This is a genomic window from Streptomyces sp. AJS327 (assembly GCF_013450295.1).
Classification (GTDB): Bacteria; Actinomycetota; Actinomycetes; order Streptomycetales; family Streptomycetaceae; genus Streptomyces.
In genome coordinates this window covers 1,065,038-1,083,129 of the sequence record NZ_SKBR01000001.1, presented here as the reverse complement: position 1 = coordinate 1,083,129, position 18,092 = coordinate 1,065,038, and the positions used below count along the sequence as shown (strand labels likewise).

Below are 18,092 nucleotides of genomic sequence, written 5' to 3'. Positions count from 1 at the left end.
AACCGGCCGCGCCGGAGCCCGCGCGCGGGCGGCTCTACGGGGTGGGGCTCGGCCCCGGCGACCCGTCGCTGCTGACGGTGCGCGCGGTGCGCGTCATCGAGGAGGCCGACGTGGTCGCGTACCACAGCGCGCGGCACGGCCGTTCGATCGCCCGGTCCATCGCGGCCGGGTACCTGCGCGGGCAGATCGAGGAGGCGCTGGTCTACCCGGTCACCACCGGCGGCACCGACCATCCGGGGGGCTACCGGGGCGCGATGGAGGACTTCTACGCGGAGTCCGCCGCCCGCCTCGCGGCGCACCTGGACGCGGGCCGGACCGTCGCCGTCCTCGCCGAGGGCGATCCACTCTTCTACGGCTCCTACATGCACATGCACAAGCGGCTGGCGCACCGCTACCCGACGGAGGTGATCCCGGGGGTGACCTCGGTCAGCGCGGCGGCGGCCCGGCTGGGCACACCGCTGGCCGAGGGCGAGGAGGTGCTCACCATCCTGCCGGGCACCCTCCCGGAGGAGGAGCTGACGGCCCGGCTGTCGGGCACCGACGCCGCCGTGGTGATGAAGCTCGGCCGTACCTTCCCCACCGTCCGCCGGGCGGCCGCCCGTTCGGGGCGGCTGGCGGAGACGCACTACGTGGAGCGGGCGACGATGAGCGGGGAGCGGATCGGCCCGCTGGACGCGGTGGACGCGGAGGCGGTGCCGTACTTCTCCGTCGCGGTGCTGCCGGGGCGGGCCGGGGCCGTGCCAGTCCCGGGCGGCCCGGGGTACTCCCCAGGCGACCCAGCCGATGCCGCCGGGCCGGAGGGTGTTCCGGCTGGCGGACGGGGCGCGTCCGGGACGGGGTCCCCAACCACCGCGTTCGGCACGGGTGTTGGGGAGTCGGACGGCGAACGGGCCGGTGAGGTCGTGGTGGTGGGCACCGGACCGGCCGGGCCGCTCTGGCTGACCCCGGAAGCGCGGGGTGAACTCGCCGCCGCCCAGGACCTCGTCGGCTACACCACCTACCTCGACCGGGTGCCGGTACGGCCCGGGCAGCGGCGTCATCCCTCGGACAACCGGGTCGAGTCGGAGCGGGCCCAGTTCGCGCTGGACCTCGCGCGCCGGGGGCGGCGGGTGGCCGTCGTCTCCTCGGGCGACCCGGGGGTGTTCGCGATGGCCAGCGCCGTCCTGGAGGCGGCGGCGCTGCCCGAGTACCGGGAAGTGCCGGTGCGCGTGGTGCCCGGTGTCACGGCGGCCAACGCGGCGGCGGCCCGCGTCGGGGCGCCGCTCGGCCACGACTACGCGGTGCTGTCGCTCTCCGACCGGCTCAAGCCGTGGGAGGTGATCGCGGAACGGCTGCGGGCCGCCGCCGGGGCGGACCTGGCGCTCGCGCTGTACAACCCGGGCTCGCGGAGCCGCACCTGGCAGGTCGGCAAGGCCAGGGAGCTGCTGCTGGAACACCGGGCCCCGGACACTCCGGTGGTGCTGGCCCGGGACGTGGGGGGTGCCGGGGAGCGGGTGCGCGTCGTCCGGCTGGCGGACCTCGACCCGGCGGACGTCGACATGCGGACCCTGATCCTGGTCGGTTCGTCCCGTACCCGGGCGGTGCGCCGGGCGGGCGGTGAGGAGGCCGTGTGGACCCCGCGCCGCTATCCGGTGGAGCCCTCCGGGCCCGCTTCCGGAACGTGACCCACCCCACCGGTGGATGACCGCGCCCGGGGTCGGTACGGCGGACGGCCCCGGCGGGTGGCCCGCGAGGCGGCCCCCGGTGGGCGGCGTCCAACCGCCCGCCGGGGCACGGTCGTTGACCCCTGCCGGCGCCGACCGGCCCGGCTGGCGCGAGCGGACTGACGGGGCGCGGCCGCACGGGGGGCGAACGGCGGGCGCCGCGGGGGGTGTTCAGGCGAGCGGCCAGCCGCGCAGGGCGGCGTCGGCCATCCTCTGGAGTTCCTCACGGTCGACGCCGCTCGCGGCCCGCACGGCGACGCCGAAGGCCAGGGTGGTGACGTAGCGGGCCAGCAGCCCGGGATCGGTCTCCGGTGGCAGTTCGCCCTCGTCGACGGCGCGTTGGAAACGGTCCCGGAGGCGGCAGCAGCCGTCGTCGCGCCAGGCGGCGAGCGGGTCACGCGCCGCACCGTCCAGAAGGCGCTGCCCCTGCTCAACGACGGCGCCTCGGTCATCCTGAACGGCTCCACCACCGTGGACACCGGAACGGAGGCGTTCGGCGTATACGCGGCGACCAAGGCCGCCACCCGGTCGTTCGCCCGCACCTGGGCCAACGAACTCAGCGGACGCGGTGTCCGCGTCAACACCGTCACGCCCGGCCCGACCGAGACCCCCGGCCCGCCGGGGCTCGCGGCCGACCCGGAGGGCTCCGCCGACCTCGGCCAACAGCTCGCCGCCCAGGTCCCGTTGGGACGCCTCGGCCGTCCCGAGGAGATCGCCGCCGCGGTCGCCTTCCTCGCCTCCGCGCAGAGCAGCTTCATCACCGGTTCGAGCCTGTACGTCGACGGCGGCCACAACCAGGTCTGACCACCCCCGCCCCTCCGGACGGGGACGGCCCGGCCAGCCCGCCGGCACCCACCCGGCCCGCCGGGCCGGCTCAGCCCGGCGAATCCCGGCGGGCCACCGGCGGCGGCCCCTCGCCGAGGGCCCCGCGCAGCCGCGACCACAGCCAGTCCGCGGCCTCTTCGGGGCCGTCGGCCACCGGCACCCCCTCCGGCGGTGGCGGCCTGCGGACCACCACGACGGGCAGCCCCACCTCCCGCGCCGCGGCCAGCTTCGGGGCGGTGGCGGCGCCCCCACTGTCCTTGGTGACCAACACGTCGACGCGGTGGCGGCGCAGCACCTCACGCTCCCCTTCCAGGGTGAACGGGCCCCGGTCGAGCAGCACCATGTGGCGGGCGGGCAGCGGCGGCTCCGGCGGGTCGACGGAGCGCAGCAGGAACCACGGCTCGTCCAGGTGCGCGAAGGCCCCGAGACCCATCCGCCCGGTAGTCAGGAAGATCCGGCGGCCCAGCGCGGGCAGCAGCCCGGCCGCCTCCGCGAGGGAACCGGCCACACGCCAGTCGTCACCCACTTCCGGCACCCAGCCGGGGCGGCGCAGGGCGAGCAGGGGAACATGGACCCCGGCGGCGGCCAGCGCCGCGTGGCAACTGATGGTGGCGGCGAAGGGATGAGTGGCGTCGATGACCACGTCGACCCGGTGCGCGCGCAGCCAGCGCGCCATCCCCTCCGGCCCACCGAAACCGCCGACCCGCACCGCGCCGGGCAGCGGACCCGGCCGCGCGACCCGGCCCGCGAGCGAACTGGTCAGGCGGGGCGGCCGCGGCCAGCCAGCCACCGTCTCCACCAGCCGCCGGGCCTCCGTCGTGCCACCGAGCACCAGCACGTGCGGGACGTCCACGAGACTCACGGGGTACCTCCATGGCTGAGACGACCGAGACCGAGTCGACGGGCACCCCACCGGGCCCCGCCGGAGGACGGGACGCACAGCTGCGGCACACCGGACTGCGGTCCGGCTGGACCACCGGCGCCTGCGCCACGGCCGCGGCCAAGGCCGCCTACACCGCCCTGCTCACCGGGGAGTTCCCCGACCCCGTGCACGTCACGCTGCCCCGGGGACACCAGCCCGCGTTCCCCCTGGCCGTCGAGGAACTGACCCCGGAACGGGCCACCGCGGGAGTCGTCAAGGACGCCGGCGACGACCCGGACGTCACCCACGGCGTGCTGATGCGCGTCACCGTGCGGCGCCTTCCGCCCGGCTCCGGGGTGGTCTTCGCCGCGGGCCCCGGCGTCGGCACCGTCACCCGCCCCGGACTGCCGCTCGCCGTCGGCGAACCCGCCATCAACCCGGTGCCGCGCGCGCTCATCGGCGACCACCTCGCCGACGTCGCCGCCCGGTGCGGAACCAGCGCGGACGTCGAGGTGACCGTGGGCGCCGACGGCGGGGAGGAGATCGCCCGCAGCACCTGGAACCCCCGGCTCGGCATCCTCGGCGGCCTCTCGGTACTCGGCACCACCGGCGTCGTCGTGCCGTACTCCTGCTCCGCCTGGATCGACTCGATCCGCCGGGGCGTCGACGTGGCCCGCGCCGCGGGCCGCACCCACGTCGCCGGATGCACCGGCTCCACCTCGGAACGGACCGTGACCGCCGAGTACCGGCTCCCCGAGGACGCGCTGCTGGACATGGGCGACTTCGCGGGCGCCGTGCTCAAGTACCTGCGGCGCCACCCCGTCGACCGGCTCACCGTGTGCGGCGGCTTCGCCAAACTGTCCAAACTCGCCGCCGGCCACCTCGACCTGCACTCCGCCCGCTCCCAGGTGGACACCGGCTTCCTGGCCGAACTGGCCCGCGCCGGAGGCGCCTCCGAGACGCTCGCCACACGCGTCGCCGAGGCCAACACCGGCCTGGCCGCGCTCCAGTGGTGCGCCGCCGAAGGCGTACCCCTGGGCGACCTGGTGGCCGAGGCGGCGCGCGACCAGGCGCTCACCGTCCTGCGCGGCGCCCCCGTCAGCGCCGACGTGCTCTGCGTCGACCGCGCGGGCACCATCGTCGGCCGCGCCGCCCCACGCGGCCCCCGCTCCGCGCCATAGCCGCCCACCGTCCACAGCGGTACGGGCGGTACGGGCGGTACGGGCGCCCGACCCCTCAGGCACCGCTGACGGAACCGGAGGCGCGCTCCCGCCCGGGCGAGTACAGGTAACTGTCCCCGAACTGCTCGGCGCCCAGCGTCCGCCCCACCATGATCACCGCGGTGCGGACCACACCCGCCGCCGTGACCCGCTCCGCGATGTCCGCCAGCGTGCCCCGCAGTACCAACTCGTCCGGGCGACTCGCCATCGCCACCACCGCGGCCGGACAGTCCGGCCCGTAGTGCGGCAGCAATTCCTCCACCACCCGGTCCACATAACGCGCGGCGAGATGCAGCACCAGCAGCGCGCCACTACGGCCGAGCGTCGCCAGGTCCTCCCCCTCCGGCATCGCCGTGGCGCGCGACGCGAGCCGGGTCAGCACCACCGTCTGCCCCACCGTCGGCACCGTCAGCTCCCGCTTCAGCGCGGCGGCGGCCGCGGCGAAGGCGGGCACCCCCGGCACCACCTCGTACGGCACCCCCGCCGCGTCCAGCCGCCGCATCTGCTCGCCGACGGCGCTGAACACCGAGGGATCACCGGAGTGCAGCCGGGCCGTGTCCGCGCCCTCCCGGTGCGCCCGCAACAGCTCGGCGGTGATCTGGTCCAGGTCCAGATCGGCGGTGTCGACCAGCCGCGCGTGCGGCGGGCACTCCGCCAGCAGCTCCCGCGGCACCAGACTCCCCGCGTACAGACAGACGTCGCAGGCCGCGAGGGTCCGCACCCCGCGTACCGTCATCAGGTCCGCGGCGCCGGGACCGGCACCGACGAAGTACACCGTCATCGCTCTTCTCCAGACGGGGCCCCACGGCCCCAGACGTCTCCCCGCACCACTGGACCCAAGCCCCGGATGCCTGACCGCGCCCACCCGTCCACGGCACGCCCACCCCGGGGCGGCCGTCCCGGAGGGCCTCACCCTCCCGGCTTCACCACCGCCCACTGCGTGACCGGCAGCGCCGCGCGCCAGCCGGTGAACCCACCCACCGGCGCCGCGTGCGACACCGCGAGCCGCACCAGCTCACCCCCGTACCGCCGGTACCAGGAGGTCAGCAGCGCCTCGGACTCCAGCGTCACCGCGTTCGCCACCAGCCGCCCGCCCCCGGGCAGCGCCTCCCAGCAGCGCTCCAGCACACCCGGCGCGGTCAGCCCACCGCCCACGAACACCGCGTCCGGGCACGGGAGTTGTTCCAGCGCCCCGGGGGCCGCCCCGGTCACCACGCGGAGGCCGGGCACGCCCAGCGCCTCCGCGTTCTCCCGGATCCGCGCCGCCCGCGCCGCGTCCCGCTCCACGCCGACCGCGCCACAGCCACGCCCGGCCCGCATCCACTCGATGGCGACCGAACCCGCCCCACCCCCCACGTCCCACAGCAGCTCGCCCGGCTCCGGCGCCAGCGCCGCGAGGGTCACCGCCCGCACGTGCCGCTTGGTCAGCTGCCCGTCATGCGCGAACGCCGCGTCCGGCAGCCCCGGAACACCGCCCAGCCGGGGCACGCCGGACGCCCGACGGCACTCCACGGCGACCACGTTCAGCGCGGAGCCCTCCGGATGCCGCCAGTCCTCCGCCGTACCCTCCCGCCGGGTCTCCCCCACGGCACCCAGATCGTCCAGCACCCACATCCGCGAGGGCCCGAACCCCCGCGCCGTCAGCAGCTCCGCCACCTCCCGAGGCGTTCCGGCGCCCGAGCTGAGCACCAGCAGCCGCACCCCCTCGTACGCGCGGACCAGCAGCCCCGCCGCCGGCCGCCCGACCAGCGAGACCACCTCGGTCCCCTCCACCGGCCAGCCCAGCCGCGCGCAGGCGTACGACACCGACGAGGGATGCGGCAGCACCCGCAGCCGCTCCGCGCCCAGCACCTCGCCCAGCACGCGCCCAATCCCGTAGAACAGCGGATCGCCGCTGGCCAGCACCGCGATCCGGCGGCCCGCGTGCTCCGCGAGCAACGTCGGCACGGCGGGCCGCAGCGGGCTGGGCCAGGAGACGCGGAGACCGGGGCAGTCCTCCGGCAGCAACGCCAGCTGACGAGCCCCGCCGATCAGCACCTCGGCCGCGCGGAGTTCCTCCCGCGCGGCGGGCGGCAGCCCAGGCCAGCCGTCGGCACCGATCCCGACGACGCTCACGGCGGCTGCTGCGGACTGCGGGGACACCACGACCGTCACCTCGACACGGGGACATCACGGAGACATCACGGGGAAACAGGGCGGACACGGACACGCACCGAGGGACACGGGCGCACACGGACGAACACGGGGGTACACGGACGAGCACGGACGGAAACGGATAAGCACCGACGGATACCTGGCAGGCACGGCCAGTACCGACGGAACGGCGGGAGGAACGAGGAAAGCGAGAAGGAAACGGAAAGCGGGAATGCAGCCCACGGGACAGGCCGCACTCTACTTCCCACCCCCGCCCACCCCCGGCCCGGGTCCGCCCTGACCAGGAAGGCGACCGCCAGCACCCACTCCGCGCCCCGCCACGCGCACCCACGGCCCCGCCACCGCGCGGAACCACGGAGACCGGAGAGCCGGAAGGGAACGACACCCCTCCCGCACCGCCACGACACCCCGCGACGAGGGCGGCCGGGATTCTTGGCGCGGGCGGGCAGAAAACTTGACGTACCCACCCTTCCTGACGGACGGTGCTAAAGGAAACTGGTGCACCCTGCTCCGGTTGCGCCGCGCCATCCCAGGACGAGGGACCAGCGCGCGGCGGAAACCGAAGCGGCCGGGGTGACCAGGGCGATCGGGAGCTGCCCCGCCCTCACGCGGCACCCCCCTTGCCATGACGCGCCGTGGCCGTCCAACGACGTACGGAAACCGCGCTTGTGTCCTCACACGCCCGCGTGTCCGCATGCCCGCGTGGAGCACCCGCATTCGTCGGAGCACCGCACGCCTCGAAGGAGCCTGGATAGATGACGGTATCGAGCTCATCCGGCCGGATCAGTGACGGAATACACACCCGCGTACTGGAGCCCCTGTACGCCGAGGTGCTGCGCCGCAATCCGGGGGAGACGGAGTTCCACCAGGCGGCCCGGGAAGTGCTGGAGACACTGGGCCCGGTCTTCGCCGACCGCCCGGAACTCGTCGACGCTCGCATCGTCGAACGGCTCTGTGAACCCGAACGTCAGCTGATCTTCCGCGTCCCGTGGCTGGACGACCGCGGACGGACCCAGATCAACCGGGGCTTCCGGGTGGAGTTCAACAGCGCGCTCGGCCCGTACAAGGGCGGCCTGCGCTTCCACCCCTCGGTGAACCTGGGCATCGTGAAGTTCCTCGGCTTCGAGCAGATCTTCAAGAACGCGCTCACCGGCATGCCGATCGGAGGCGGCAAGGGCGGCAGCGACTTCGACCCCAAGAACCGCTCCGACAACGAGATCATGCGGTTCTGCCAGTCGTTCATGCTGGAGCTGTACCGGCACCTCGGCGAGTACACCGACGTACCGGCGGGCGACATCGGCGTCGGCTCCCGGGAGGTCGGCTACCTCTTCGGCCAGTACCGCCGGATCACCAACCGGCACGAGTCCGGCGTCCTCACCGGCAAGGGCCTCAACTGGGGCGGCGCGCAGGCCCGCACGGAGGCCACCGGATACGGCTGCGTGATGTTCACGGCCGAGATGCTCCGCGCCCGCGGCCTGGAACTGGAGGGCAAACGCGTCTCCATCTCGGGCTCCGGCAACGTGGCGATCTACGCCGCCGAGAAGGCGCAGCAACTCGGCGCCACCGTCATCTCCTGCTCGGACTCCTCCGGCTACATCGTCGACGACAAGGGCGTCGACCTCGAACTCCTCAAGCAGCTCAAGGAGGTCGAACGCGGCCGGATCTCCGAGTACGTCGAACGCCGCGGGCCGCACGCCCGGTTCGTCTCCGGCTCCAGCGTCTGGGAGGTCCCCTGCGACGTGGCGCTCCCCTGCGCCACCCAGAACGAACTGGACGAGGACGACGCCGTGACCCTGGTACGCAACGGCGTCATCGCCGTCGCCGAGGGCGCCAACATGCCCGCCACCCCCGAGGCGGTCCGGGTGCTCCAGGAGGCGGGAGTCGCCTTCGCGCCCGGCAAAGCCGCCAACGCGGGCGGCGTCGCGACCAGCGCGCTGGAGATGCAGCAGAACGCCTCCCGCGACTCCTGGACCTTCGCCTACACCGAGCAGCGGCTCAGCGAGATCATGCGGCACATCCACGACTCCAGCCACCGCACCGCCGAACGGTACGGCCAGCCGGGCAACTACGTGGTGGGCGCGAACATCGCGGGCTTCGAGATCGTCGCCGACGCGATGCTCGCCCAGGGCCTCATCTGAGCACCCAGGGCCTGATCTGACCGGCGCACACCACCGGCCCCGGGCCCACGGCCCGGGGTCGACACCCCCCGAGCCGGGACCGGTTCGCCGTCGGGCCGGGATCGGCGCCCGGGGGTCGGGATCGACACCCCAGGCCGGGGTGGACGGGGCTCCCGGTGACCGGATCAGAACGGACCGGGTACGGCCGCGTTGTCAACGCGGATGTGGAGCTCCCGACGAGCCGCGCACGGCGGACCGGACCCGACAACCGGGTCAGAGCGGATCGGGTTCGGCGATCGTCGACACGAATAGGGGTCCCGACGAGCCGCGCACGGCGGACCGGACCCGACAACCGGGTCAGAGCGGATCGGGTTCGGCGGGAGTCGAACGGGGACGGGGGCGGCGACGCGCCGCGCGCACCGGGCCGGGAGCGGTCAGCGGGGGCCCGCCGCCCGCCTGGCTCTCAACAGCCGTCGCCTCAACCGCCGTTGACGCCCGGTCCGCTCCGTCCACCGCTGACGCCCGATCCGCCGCCGCCTTCCTGGCCGCCTTACCCGCCCTGCCCGACCTACCCGCCCGGGCCGTCTTCGGCAACTCCGGCACCTCGGGTACCTCGGGCACCTGCGCCGCCGTCGACACCTCCGCCTCCACGGACCGCGGACCGACACCCGGAGCGACCGCCACGGCGGCGACCGGCGACGGCTCGGCCGGAGCCCGGCCCCCGCCGTCGAGGAACCGGCCGAGCGGCAGGGTCGCCGCACCAACCGTGATGGCCGACTCCGGCTCCACAGTGCCCAGTTCGATGGTGGTACGGGCCATCAGATGCCGCAGGGCGTGCGCGGAACACGCCGCCCGGACACCGGGCAGCAGCCGCGGCCCCAGCAGGGCGCCCGCCCAGCCGGTGAGCACCACACGGTCCGGCCCGAACAGGTTGACCAGATCGGCGATTCCCGCGCCCAGGTACCCGGCGGTATCGTCCAGCACGGAATCCGCCAACGGATCCCCGGAGGCGAGAAGTTCGACGAGCGCCGGCTCCACCGTCCGCGCCAACGGCACACCCCCCACCTCCCGCCACCGCTCAACAATGGCCTCCGCCCCGCTGTACGCCTCCAGATGCCCCCGTGCACCGCACCGGCACCGACGGCCATCCACCCGCAGCGTGGTGTGGCCCCACTCCCCCGCACCGCCGAAGGCCCCCACATAGGCGCTGCCCCCGCTGACGACGCCGACGCCCGTACCCACGAGCGCGACAACCGCGTTCCGCGCGCCGTGTCCCGCTCCCCGCCAGATCTCCGCGCGCCCCTGCGCGGTTGACGCGTCCACCAGGAACACCGGAGTGGCGGCGGGCAGTTCGGCCGCCTCCCGAACCAGCCGCTCCAGCGGCACACCATCCCGGTCGGTCCACCGCGGGCCCGCCACCGGCAGCCGCTCCCCCGGCAGCTCCTCCACCGTGACGTCCTCCCCGGCCCGCGGGGTACCGTCCGGCGCACGGTCAACGGACGGCCCCGGTACGGCGATACCGATACCGAGCGGTACGAGGGGATCGGCGTCCCGCACGGCCCGGATCCCGTCCGCGATGAGCCCGGCCAACTCCAGCGCGCCGTGCCCCACGTCCCGCAACGGGTACTCCACGCCCGCACGTTGGTCCAGGGAGAGATCGAACCGTTCGACACGCAACCGGGTGGCGCCGATATCGACACCGATCAGCGCGCCACGATCCGGATCGACACGCAGCAGGGCACGGGGCCTGCCACCGTCCGAGTCGACCAGCCCCGCCTCCCGCAGCAGCCCCTCGGCGAGGAGTTCCCCGGTGACGTTGCTGACGGTGGCCGGGCTCAACCCCGTGGCAACAGCGAGTTGCTGACGGCTGACCGGCCCGTCGAAGTACAGCTCACGCAGCAAGGCGGCGCGGTTGGTGCGGCGCAGGTCCCGCACCGTTCGCCGGTTCCCTGTGGGCATCTGGCTCCCTTCTCGCCCAGACTTCAGGGGAACCTACCCGTACCGGGTACCCCGACGAACGCCCCGCGTCGTCATATGCCCTACGCCCCGGGTGAACGCCCGCCAACCACCACCCCCCACACACCCACCACGCCCTCCCCCACCACACGCACACCCACCACGCCAACACCGCCGCGCCAACACCGCACCGCGCACACCCACAACGCCAACACCGCACCGCGCACACCCACCGCACCAACACCCCGCCGCACACCCAGCACACCAACACCCCGCCGCGCGCGAGGGGGCGGCACCTTGGGTATCTGGGTTTCCCTTGGGGCCCTTCCCCCCACCCCCACCCCTCCCCACCTCCGCCTCGCCTCCGCCTCCGCCTCCGCCTCCGCCCTCAACAGTCCGGCGGTGCCGTCGGTACCGTGCGACCCCGCTGGATCACATGTCGGGACAGCGTGACGGGATCACGTGATCGCACGGTCAGACGGTCGCACTCCGGACTGAGCGGGCCCTACCGCAACCGGCCAAAGACGCGCCCGTGTTGGGGCATCGCCCAGCTCCGCCGACGATGCTTCCGCACTCGCCCGCTCGTCACCCTCCCGGTCGTCACCGTCCGGCCGCGGTGACGACCGTCATCGGCTGCGGTGCTACCGGTCGTTCAGGAGGGCACGGCACGACTACCCGCCGTCTCGCGGCCCACCGCGACGGGGAACTCCTTCCATGTGCCGGAGAAGTTCGCCCTTCTCACCATGCCTCCATCACGGATCGGATGAGTCGCGCCGAGTCACGCGGCGACAGGGCGTGCGATCGGAGGCGGTCGTAGGCGTGCCGTCTGGGACGCGTGCTCTCCATGGTCTCCAGCAGGGTGCCCGCATCGCTGGACTCCTCCCAGACCGCCAACGGGCCGTCCGCCCGCGTCAGCAAGGTCACCGAACCAGCGAGCGGAGCGTGTTCTCCGTGCCCCCGTGGGAGTACCCGCAGCGTGCTGTACCGGGTGTCGACCATGGCGAGCAGCGAGACCAGCTGCCCCCGCATCACCTCGGTTCCGCCGATCGGCCGCCGGAGGACCGGTTCGTGGAGGATCGCGCTGAACCGTGGGGTGGGTGTCCGGCCCAGCACCCCCTGGCGGGCCATCCGGGTCGTGACGCGGTCCTCCAGCTCTTCGGGGGTGAGGTCATGGGGTTCCGCGCCGAGCAGTGCCCGGGCGTACCCCTCGGTCTGCAACAGGCGGGGCACCTCGTTCTCGGCGTACTCCTCCAGCACCACGGCGTGCTGTTCGAGCTCCGTCCACCTGCGGTGGCGGTCCGCGTGGTCCTCGCGTCTGACCAGTTCGTAGAGCTTCTGGAAGAAGGCTCCGGTGCCGAACAGCTCGTCCAGCAGGGCGGGGAGTTCCGGGGGTGGTGTGTGTTCGGCTGTCTCGATCAGGGAGAGGCGACTGGTGCTGATGTTCACCTTTCCGGAGAGGGCTTCCAGGCTCATCTCGCCGCGCAGGGCGCGCATCTGGGCCCCGAAGAAGTCCCGTGCGGAGCGGTCCGGCGTCAGCGTGCGTGCGGGGACTCCCATGTGGCTCCTGCCTTCCGACGTGCCTCGGTGGTGTGCGGCCAGATCCCGCGGGGAGCGGGCAGGCGGACAGCGCTGTCATCGGTTCTCGAAGCGGCGCTTCGGGAACGCGGGCGAGGACCAAACTAAGGCGCTGTGGAGATGTCGGGGGAAGTTATCCACAGGCATGGAAAGGAATGAATACGGCGGAAGGTTTCTGGTCAACAGCGGTCACCAGGTGGGCGGTTGTGGACGCGCGATGACGTGTCGTGGCGATCTGGATGGTGCGCTTCCGGTACGTCCGACCGCTGGGCCACGGTTCTCGGGGAGGGGGACGTCGACTGGGGCGACTCCTGGCCGCCCGGCCGCCGGGCCACGGCTCTCGGGCAGGGCGGGCGGCTCGGGGTATCGCACTCGGGGTCAGGTGGCGACGGCGGCGGCCGGGGTGGCCAGCACCGGGCCCTGCGGGTCGTCCTGGTAGCCGTTCTCCATCGGGCCGAGGTCCCGCTCGTTGAGGTAGGACGCGATTTCGGTCATCTTGCCCTCCTCCGCACTTTCCTGGTTGCCACTTGCACCGGTGGGTGTCGAGTCACCGGTGCGGCTACTGATAACTGACTGGGCGAGTCGCCACGGGGCGCCGTACCGGAATTCTCCGGTCACTGGATCCCGTATCCCGGAAAAGGGTGGTCCCGATCGGGACAACCGCATACGGTAAACATTCCGCTTCACCTTTTTCGGGGCGTTGCGTGAACGCCTTGATATGAGAATTGCACGACGTGCGGGGTCGGTCCACAAAAATCAGTGGCAGCAATATGCACGACGCGGTTCAGAAAGATGCTGTCCGGAAGTTGCGGAGGAGTGGGCAAAGTATCGGAAGTACCGCACCACGCATCACGAGTTTGACGGCAACATCACTCGGAAACATCCGCCGCACGCGGATCACTTGGCGTCAGGAACGTCACGGGGGTATCAGGAGGCAACCGGAGACGTCGGGGGAATCGTCGATCGCGACTCCGCCCGCACTTTCCCGGGGAAACGCGGAATCCGGTACTGCTTAGCGGGGCCTGGGAACGCGTCGGGCGCGCTGGCCACGACAGGCGGGTCAACGCGGCTGACGGAACGCGCTGGAGGCGTCGGGCCATGGCGGCGCGCGGCCGGGAACCCGTTGGGCACGCCGGACGGCGACCAGCCGTGGGCCGCCACCCCGCCGTGGCCGGAGGCGGTGGGGTGGCGACCCGGGCCGCGGCGGGTGGGGCGTGGGTCGTGAGGGGTGGGGGCGTGGGGAGTGGGGGAAGGGTTCGCGGTGTGGGGTTCGCGCTGTGGGGTCCGCGACGGGCGATCAGTCGCGGCGGAGCGCGGCGACGGTGGTGTTGAGGTCGCAGGCGCGGGAGCGGTTGTGCGGGAGTTTGGCCAACAGGGCGGCCATACCGCAGGTGTTGGTGAGCGCGGAGAACACCAGCCCACCGGCGACTCCGGCGGAGAGCAACGCGAACGCCGGGTGCAGCAGCGCGAGTCCGAGGCCGAGCAGGACCAACAGCCCGGCGGTCAGCCGGACCTGGCGTTCCATGCCCCACACCGCGGGGCCGCCCTCCACGCGCTCCAGTTCACCGCCGTCGGCGGCCCAGGCGCCGGTGCCGCCCTCCAGGGAGAGTGCGGTGACGCCGAGTTCGGCCAGGGACGCGCAGGCGGTGCGCGACCGGTTGCCGGAGGCGCAGACGACCAGTACCTCGGAGCGCTCGGCCGCCTCGCGGAGCGCGGGCACCGCCTGGCCTATCCGGTCGAGGGGGATGTTGTGCGCGCCCGGCAGGTGCCCGGAGGCGTACTCGCCGGGGGTGCGCACGTCGACGATGGTGAGGTCGGTGAGCCGGGACCGGGTCGCGGCGGCGTCGAGGGTGCGGACGGGGGTGGTGCTCATGGGTGCTTCCTTAGCGATCGGCGTACCCTTGAGGGGGGAAAGGTTACCCCCTGGGGTATACGAGAGGAGTTGTCGTCGTGCGGTTGGATCTCGCGGAGGAGGAGTTGCGGTCCGCCCTCAACCGGCTGCGCCGGGCGCAGGGCCAGATCGCCGGAGTGATCCGGATGATCGAGGAGGGCCGGGACTGCGAGGAGGTGGTGACGCAGCTGGCGGCCGCGTCCCGCGCCCTGGACCGGGCGGGCTTCTCCATCATCGCCACCGGTCTGCAACAGTGCATGACCGGCGGTGATTCCGGTACGTCGGAGGACGCGGACGGGAACCCGGTGGTGGAGGACCCGAAGGAGATGCGGGCCCGGCTGGAGAAGCTCTTTCTCTCCCTCGCCTGAACCGCCTCCCGCGCCACGAGTCCGACACCTGGGCCGGAGCCCGGTCCGGAGCCGGGCCAGCCCGCGGATCCGCTGCCGGACCCGGTAACGGGCCGGATGTCGGCCCCGGGGTCGGCGGCGGCAGGCTGACGCGGGCCACGCCCGCCGGTTCCGTACGCGCCAGTTCCGTGCCCGCCGGTTCCGTGCCCGCGTCCAGAGCCGGGGCTCCCACGCCCAGGGCCTCGGCTCCCGTGTCCGGGGCTGGGGCTCCGAGCGAAGAGTGCGTTCCGGTTCTGGTCTCGGGGTCGGCCTGCGGTGCGGGGCCCCGGGCCAGTGGGGCCACCCGAGTCGGTGGACGTGTCCGGAGCCCGCCGCCAGCGTCGGCGTGCGGCGCCCAGGCCCGGGATCCGTGGCGGGCGGCTGGACCGGGAGCCGGTGCGGGCAGCCTCGGATCGGCGCCCGACATCTCGGTCCGGGCGCCCGGCTTCCGGAGCCGGGCCGCGAGGCGCCTCGGGGAGCGGCGTCCGGGGGTCACCGGGTCACGCCCGTCACACCGAGCAGCAGCTCGACCAGCATCCCGGCGGAGACGACGAGCAGCACCAGGCCGAAGGTCCGGCGCAGCAGAGCCTCCGGCACCTTCGACGCGAGCCGCTTCCCGTCCCAGACGCCGAGCAGCGCGGCGCCCGCGAAGGGCAGCAGGACCGCCGCGTCCAGAGTGTCCACCGTGTTGCCGCGCAGGGCCAGCCCCGCCAGGGAGTTCACCGTGATCACCAGCAGGCTGGTGCCCACCGCCGCGCGCATCGGGAGCCGCACCAGCCGGTGCAGCGCGGGCACGGCGAGGAAGCCACCCCCCACACCGAGCACCCCGGTCACCGCGCCGAGTCCGGCCCCGGCCCCCGCCGCGCGCGCCGCCCCACCGGTGCTTCCACGGCCGGTGACCGGGCGGCGGCGCAGCATCGGCAGCGCCGCGCAGGCCGCGAGTACCGCGAAGGCGACGGTGAGGGCGGCGCTCGGGAGGCGGATGGCGAACCAGCCGCCGAGGGCGGCGGGCGCGACTCCGGCGGCGGCGAAGAGCGCCCCCGCCTTCCAGCGCACCTGCCCGTCCCGGGCGTGCGTCAGGAGCGCGACGGCGGAGACTCCCGCGACGATGACCAGACTGACGGTGGCGGCGGTGACGGGTTCCAGGCCGAGCAGGTAGGTCAGCGCGGGCACGGCGAGGATGCCGCCGCCCCCGCCGAGCGCGCCCAGCACCAGGCCGACCACGGCTCCGGCGGCCAGCGCGAGCAGCAGCGTCGTCACCAGTCCGGCCGCCCCGCTCTGGGCGCGGACCACCGCACGAACCGCCGCGCGAACTGCCGCGCGGACCGGGATGCCCCGGAGTACGCGCCGGGGCGGGCCGAGGGCCCGGCGAGCGCCGCCCCGGCGGTGGTTCCGGCGCTCGCGGGACGGCCCGCGATCACGGGGTGACCAGTCGGAGTCCGGTGGCCTCCGCCGCGTCGAAGGGGTCGTCGATGGCGACGACCTCCCGTCCGGCGGCGTCCAGCAGCGAGGCGGCGGTCGCGGCGCGCATGCCCCCGGCGCAGTGCACCCAGACCGTGCCGGGCGGCACCTCGTGCACCCGGCGGGGCAGCTCGTGGATCGGGATGTGCGTCGAGCCCTCCAGGTAGCCGGTGGCGCGCTCGGCGTTTCGCCGCACGTCGAGCACCACGGTCCCGGGGTCGGACGGTTTCGCGGCGAGGTCCGCGAAGGTGGCGCGGGGGTAGGTGGCCAGGGACTCGCCCTCGCGCACCCAGCCGTCGGGGTCGCCCGTCGCCGCGGCCGCCGGACGGTCGATGCCGACACGGACGAGTTCGCGCTGGGCGGCGGCGAGTTGCTCGGCGGACTCGGCCAGCAGGGTCACCGGCTTCCCCCACGGGATCAGCCAGGCCAGGTAGGTGGCGAGCTGCCCCTCACCCTCGATGTTGAACGACCCGGCGACGTGGCCCTCCGCGAAGGCGACCCGGTGCCGCAGGTCGACGACCCACTCGCCCGCCGCGAGCCGTCCGGCGATCTCCTCGGCGTCCGCCGTGGCGGGCGGCGTGAGGTCCACGGGTGCGGGGCCCGCGGCGTTCAGCGGGCCCATGTGCGCGTAGTAGGCGGGGATGTCGCCCAGCTCCGCGAGCAGTTCCCGAACGAAGGTGTCGACGTCCCGGAGCAGCGCGTCGTTGACGCGTTTCTCCTGGCCGATGGTGCTGGAGTCGGTCTCCGCCCCGGCGCTGGAGGCGGAGCAGAAGCTGCCGAAGCCGTGCGTGGGCAGGACACGCGTCTCGTCGGGGAGTTGTTCGGCCAGCCGTCGCGCGGAGGCGTGCTGCTCACGGGCGAGCGCCCCGGTGAGCCTGGGCTCGACCAGGTCGGGGCGGCCCACGGTGCCGATCAGCAGCGAACCGCCGGTGAAGGCCGCGACGGGGCTGTCGTCCTCGGACAGCACGTAGCTGAGGTGGTGCGGGGTGTGGCCGGGTGTGGCCACGGCGCGCAGCGTCAGGCCCGCGTCGACGGTGACGGTGTCGCCGTCCGCGACCGGCAGACGGGCGAAGGACACCCGCGCCCCGGCGGGCACGAGGTAGGCGGCACCGGTCACCCGGGCCAGCTCCAGCCCCCCGGTGACGTAGTCGTTGTGCAGGTGCGTCTCCACGACGTGGGAGATCCGCACGCCCCTGCGGGCGGCATGGGCGAGGACTCGGTCAATGTCGCGCGGCGGGTCGACCACCACGGCGGTGTCGGCGCCACCGGCGAGGTAGCCCCGGTTACCGAGGCCCGGCACCTCGATGATCTCGACGAAGAACACGGACGGACTCCTTTCTCTTACCCCGCTGGGGTATCAACGACCGTAACACTTTTACCCCCGGGGGTATTCTCCGGGCCACCCCCGCTTCCACCAGAACGGCCGTGACCAGGCCAAACGACCACCCGCCGCACTCCACACCTCGACGGGGACGGCCTGCGGGCCCGGTTGGCGAGCCCCGGCGGCGAGCCCCGACGAGAAAGGGAACCGGCCCCCGTACGCCCCCCGGCGGGGGTCGGACGAGGACCAGAGCAGGACGCCAGAGCGTCTGAGACCAGGACGCCAGAGCGCCAGGACACGGACGGTGACGCGTCCCGGCAGGCCGACCCCGGGACGCGCCCCGGAGCCAAGGACGGGCGAGGAGAGGGATCGGGGGGACGCGGACGCAGAGAGCGGGGAGGGGAAGGACGAGGAGGCAGAGAGCGGGGGCAGAGAGCAAGGGGGGAGAACGAGGAGGCAGAGTGCGGGACGGAGTGTGGGGCGGGGTGTGGGGCGGGGTGTGGGGCGGGGTGTGGGGGCAGAGCGAGGGAGTCGAGCTGGGACGGGTGTCGGAGGAGGGGGCCGGAGCAGGGGGCCGGGGCATCGGGGGCGCGGGACGGACGGTCGGGAACGCGGAGCAGC

Annotated in this window: 12 protein-coding genes and 1 pseudogene; 5 read left to right on the top strand and 8 right to left on the bottom strand. The window is 73.9% G+C overall.

Annotation, left to right across the window (positions count from 1 at the left end; all coding sequences use genetic code 11):
* Positions 1-41 precede the first annotated feature (41 nt).
* Together E0L36_RS04305 and E0L36_RS04300 are read left to right on the top strand one after the other, a co-directional pair.
* Positions 42-1,664, top strand: coding sequence for a precorrin-2 C(20)-methyltransferase (locus E0L36_RS04305; RefSeq protein WP_374705507.1), 1,623 nt, complete (start codon positions 42-44; stop codon positions 1,662-1,664).
* Positions 1,665-2,093: 429 nt separating this feature from the next.
* A pseudogene (locus tag E0L36_RS04300) lies at positions 2,094-2,507 on the top strand (SDR family oxidoreductase); the annotation flags it as partial.
* A 70-nt stretch (positions 2,508-2,577) separates the two neighbouring features.
* Here the strand turns inward: E0L36_RS04300 and E0L36_RS04295 are convergent.
* Entirely contained in the window at positions 2,578-3,390 is an 813-nt protein-coding gene (locus E0L36_RS04295; RefSeq protein ID WP_308416624.1) for a cobalt-precorrin-6A reductase, read from the bottom strand.
* A gap of 11 nt (positions 3,391-3,401) precedes the next feature.
* Between E0L36_RS04295 and E0L36_RS04290 the strand changes: the two genes are divergently transcribed.
* The gene (locus E0L36_RS04290) at positions 3,402-4,571 is read left to right on the top strand and encodes a cobalt-precorrin-5B (C(1))-methyltransferase (protein WP_180927489.1); all 1,170 of its coding nucleotides are present in this window, start codon (positions 3,402-3,404) and stop codon (positions 4,569-4,571) included.
* Positions 4,572-4,626: 55 nt separating this feature from the next.
* Here the strand turns inward: E0L36_RS04290 and cobM are convergent, their stop codons facing one another.
* Together cobM and cbiE are read right to left on the bottom strand one after the other, a co-directional pair.
* Positions 4,627-5,391, bottom strand: a complete 765-nt coding sequence (gene cobM / locus E0L36_RS04285) for a precorrin-4 C(11)-methyltransferase (protein ID WP_180927488.1) — start codon at positions 5,389-5,391, stop codon at positions 4,627-4,629.
* 128 nt (positions 5,392-5,519) lie between these two features.
* Complete coding sequence (gene cbiE, locus E0L36_RS04280) at positions 5,520-6,752, bottom strand: precorrin-6y C5,15-methyltransferase (decarboxylating) subunit CbiE (protein ID WP_180928592.1); 1,233 nt, start codon at positions 6,750-6,752, stop codon at positions 5,520-5,522.
* A gap of 767 nt (positions 6,753-7,519) precedes the next feature.
* On the opposite strand from cbiE, the gene gdhA reads away from it, so the two are divergent.
* On the top strand, positions 7,520-8,902 hold the full coding sequence (gene gdhA / locus E0L36_RS04275; protein ID WP_180927487.1) for an NADP-specific glutamate dehydrogenase: 1,383 nt from the start codon (positions 7,520-7,522) through the stop codon (positions 8,900-8,902).
* A gap of 336 nt (positions 8,903-9,238) precedes the next feature.
* Here gdhA and E0L36_RS04270 read toward each other — a convergent pair whose 3' ends face one another.
* From E0L36_RS04270 to E0L36_RS04260, 3 genes are all read right to left on the bottom strand, one after another.
* Positions 9,239-10,840: an ROK family transcriptional regulator gene (locus E0L36_RS04270; RefSeq protein ID WP_219636094.1), complete on the bottom strand. Its 1,602-nt coding sequence runs from the start codon at positions 10,838-10,840 to the stop codon at positions 9,239-9,241.
* A 735-nt stretch (positions 10,841-11,575) separates the two neighbouring features.
* Positions 11,576-12,394 (bottom strand): DUF5753 domain-containing protein, encoded by an 819-nt coding sequence (locus E0L36_RS04265; RefSeq protein ID WP_258015890.1) that lies wholly within the window; start codon positions 12,392-12,394, stop codon positions 11,576-11,578.
* A gap of 1,315 nt (positions 12,395-13,709) precedes the next feature.
* Entirely contained in the window at positions 13,710-14,285 is a 576-nt protein-coding gene (locus E0L36_RS04260; RefSeq protein ID WP_180927486.1) for a rhodanese-like domain-containing protein, read from the bottom strand.
* 77 nt (positions 14,286-14,362) lie between these two features.
* On the opposite strand from E0L36_RS04260, the gene E0L36_RS04255 reads away from it, so the two are divergent.
* Positions 14,363-14,671 carry a metal-sensitive transcriptional regulator gene (locus E0L36_RS04255; protein ID WP_180927485.1) on the top strand — a complete coding sequence of 103 codons (309 nt, stop codon included), beginning with the start codon at positions 14,363-14,365 and terminating at the stop codon, positions 14,669-14,671.
* A gap of 510 nt (positions 14,672-15,181) precedes the next feature.
* On the opposite strand, the gene E0L36_RS04250 is transcribed toward E0L36_RS04255, so the two are convergent.
* On the bottom strand, positions 15,182-15,949 hold the full coding sequence (locus E0L36_RS04250) for a sulfite exporter TauE/SafE family protein (protein ID WP_180928590.1): 768 nt from the start codon (positions 15,947-15,949) through the stop codon (positions 15,182-15,184).
* A gap of 157 nt (positions 15,950-16,106) precedes the next feature.
* Positions 16,107-17,474 (bottom strand): rhodanese-like domain-containing protein, encoded by a 1,368-nt coding sequence (locus E0L36_RS04245; RefSeq protein ID WP_180927484.1) that lies wholly within the window; start codon positions 17,472-17,474, stop codon positions 16,107-16,109.
* Between the last annotated feature and the right edge of the window lie 618 nt (positions 17,475-18,092).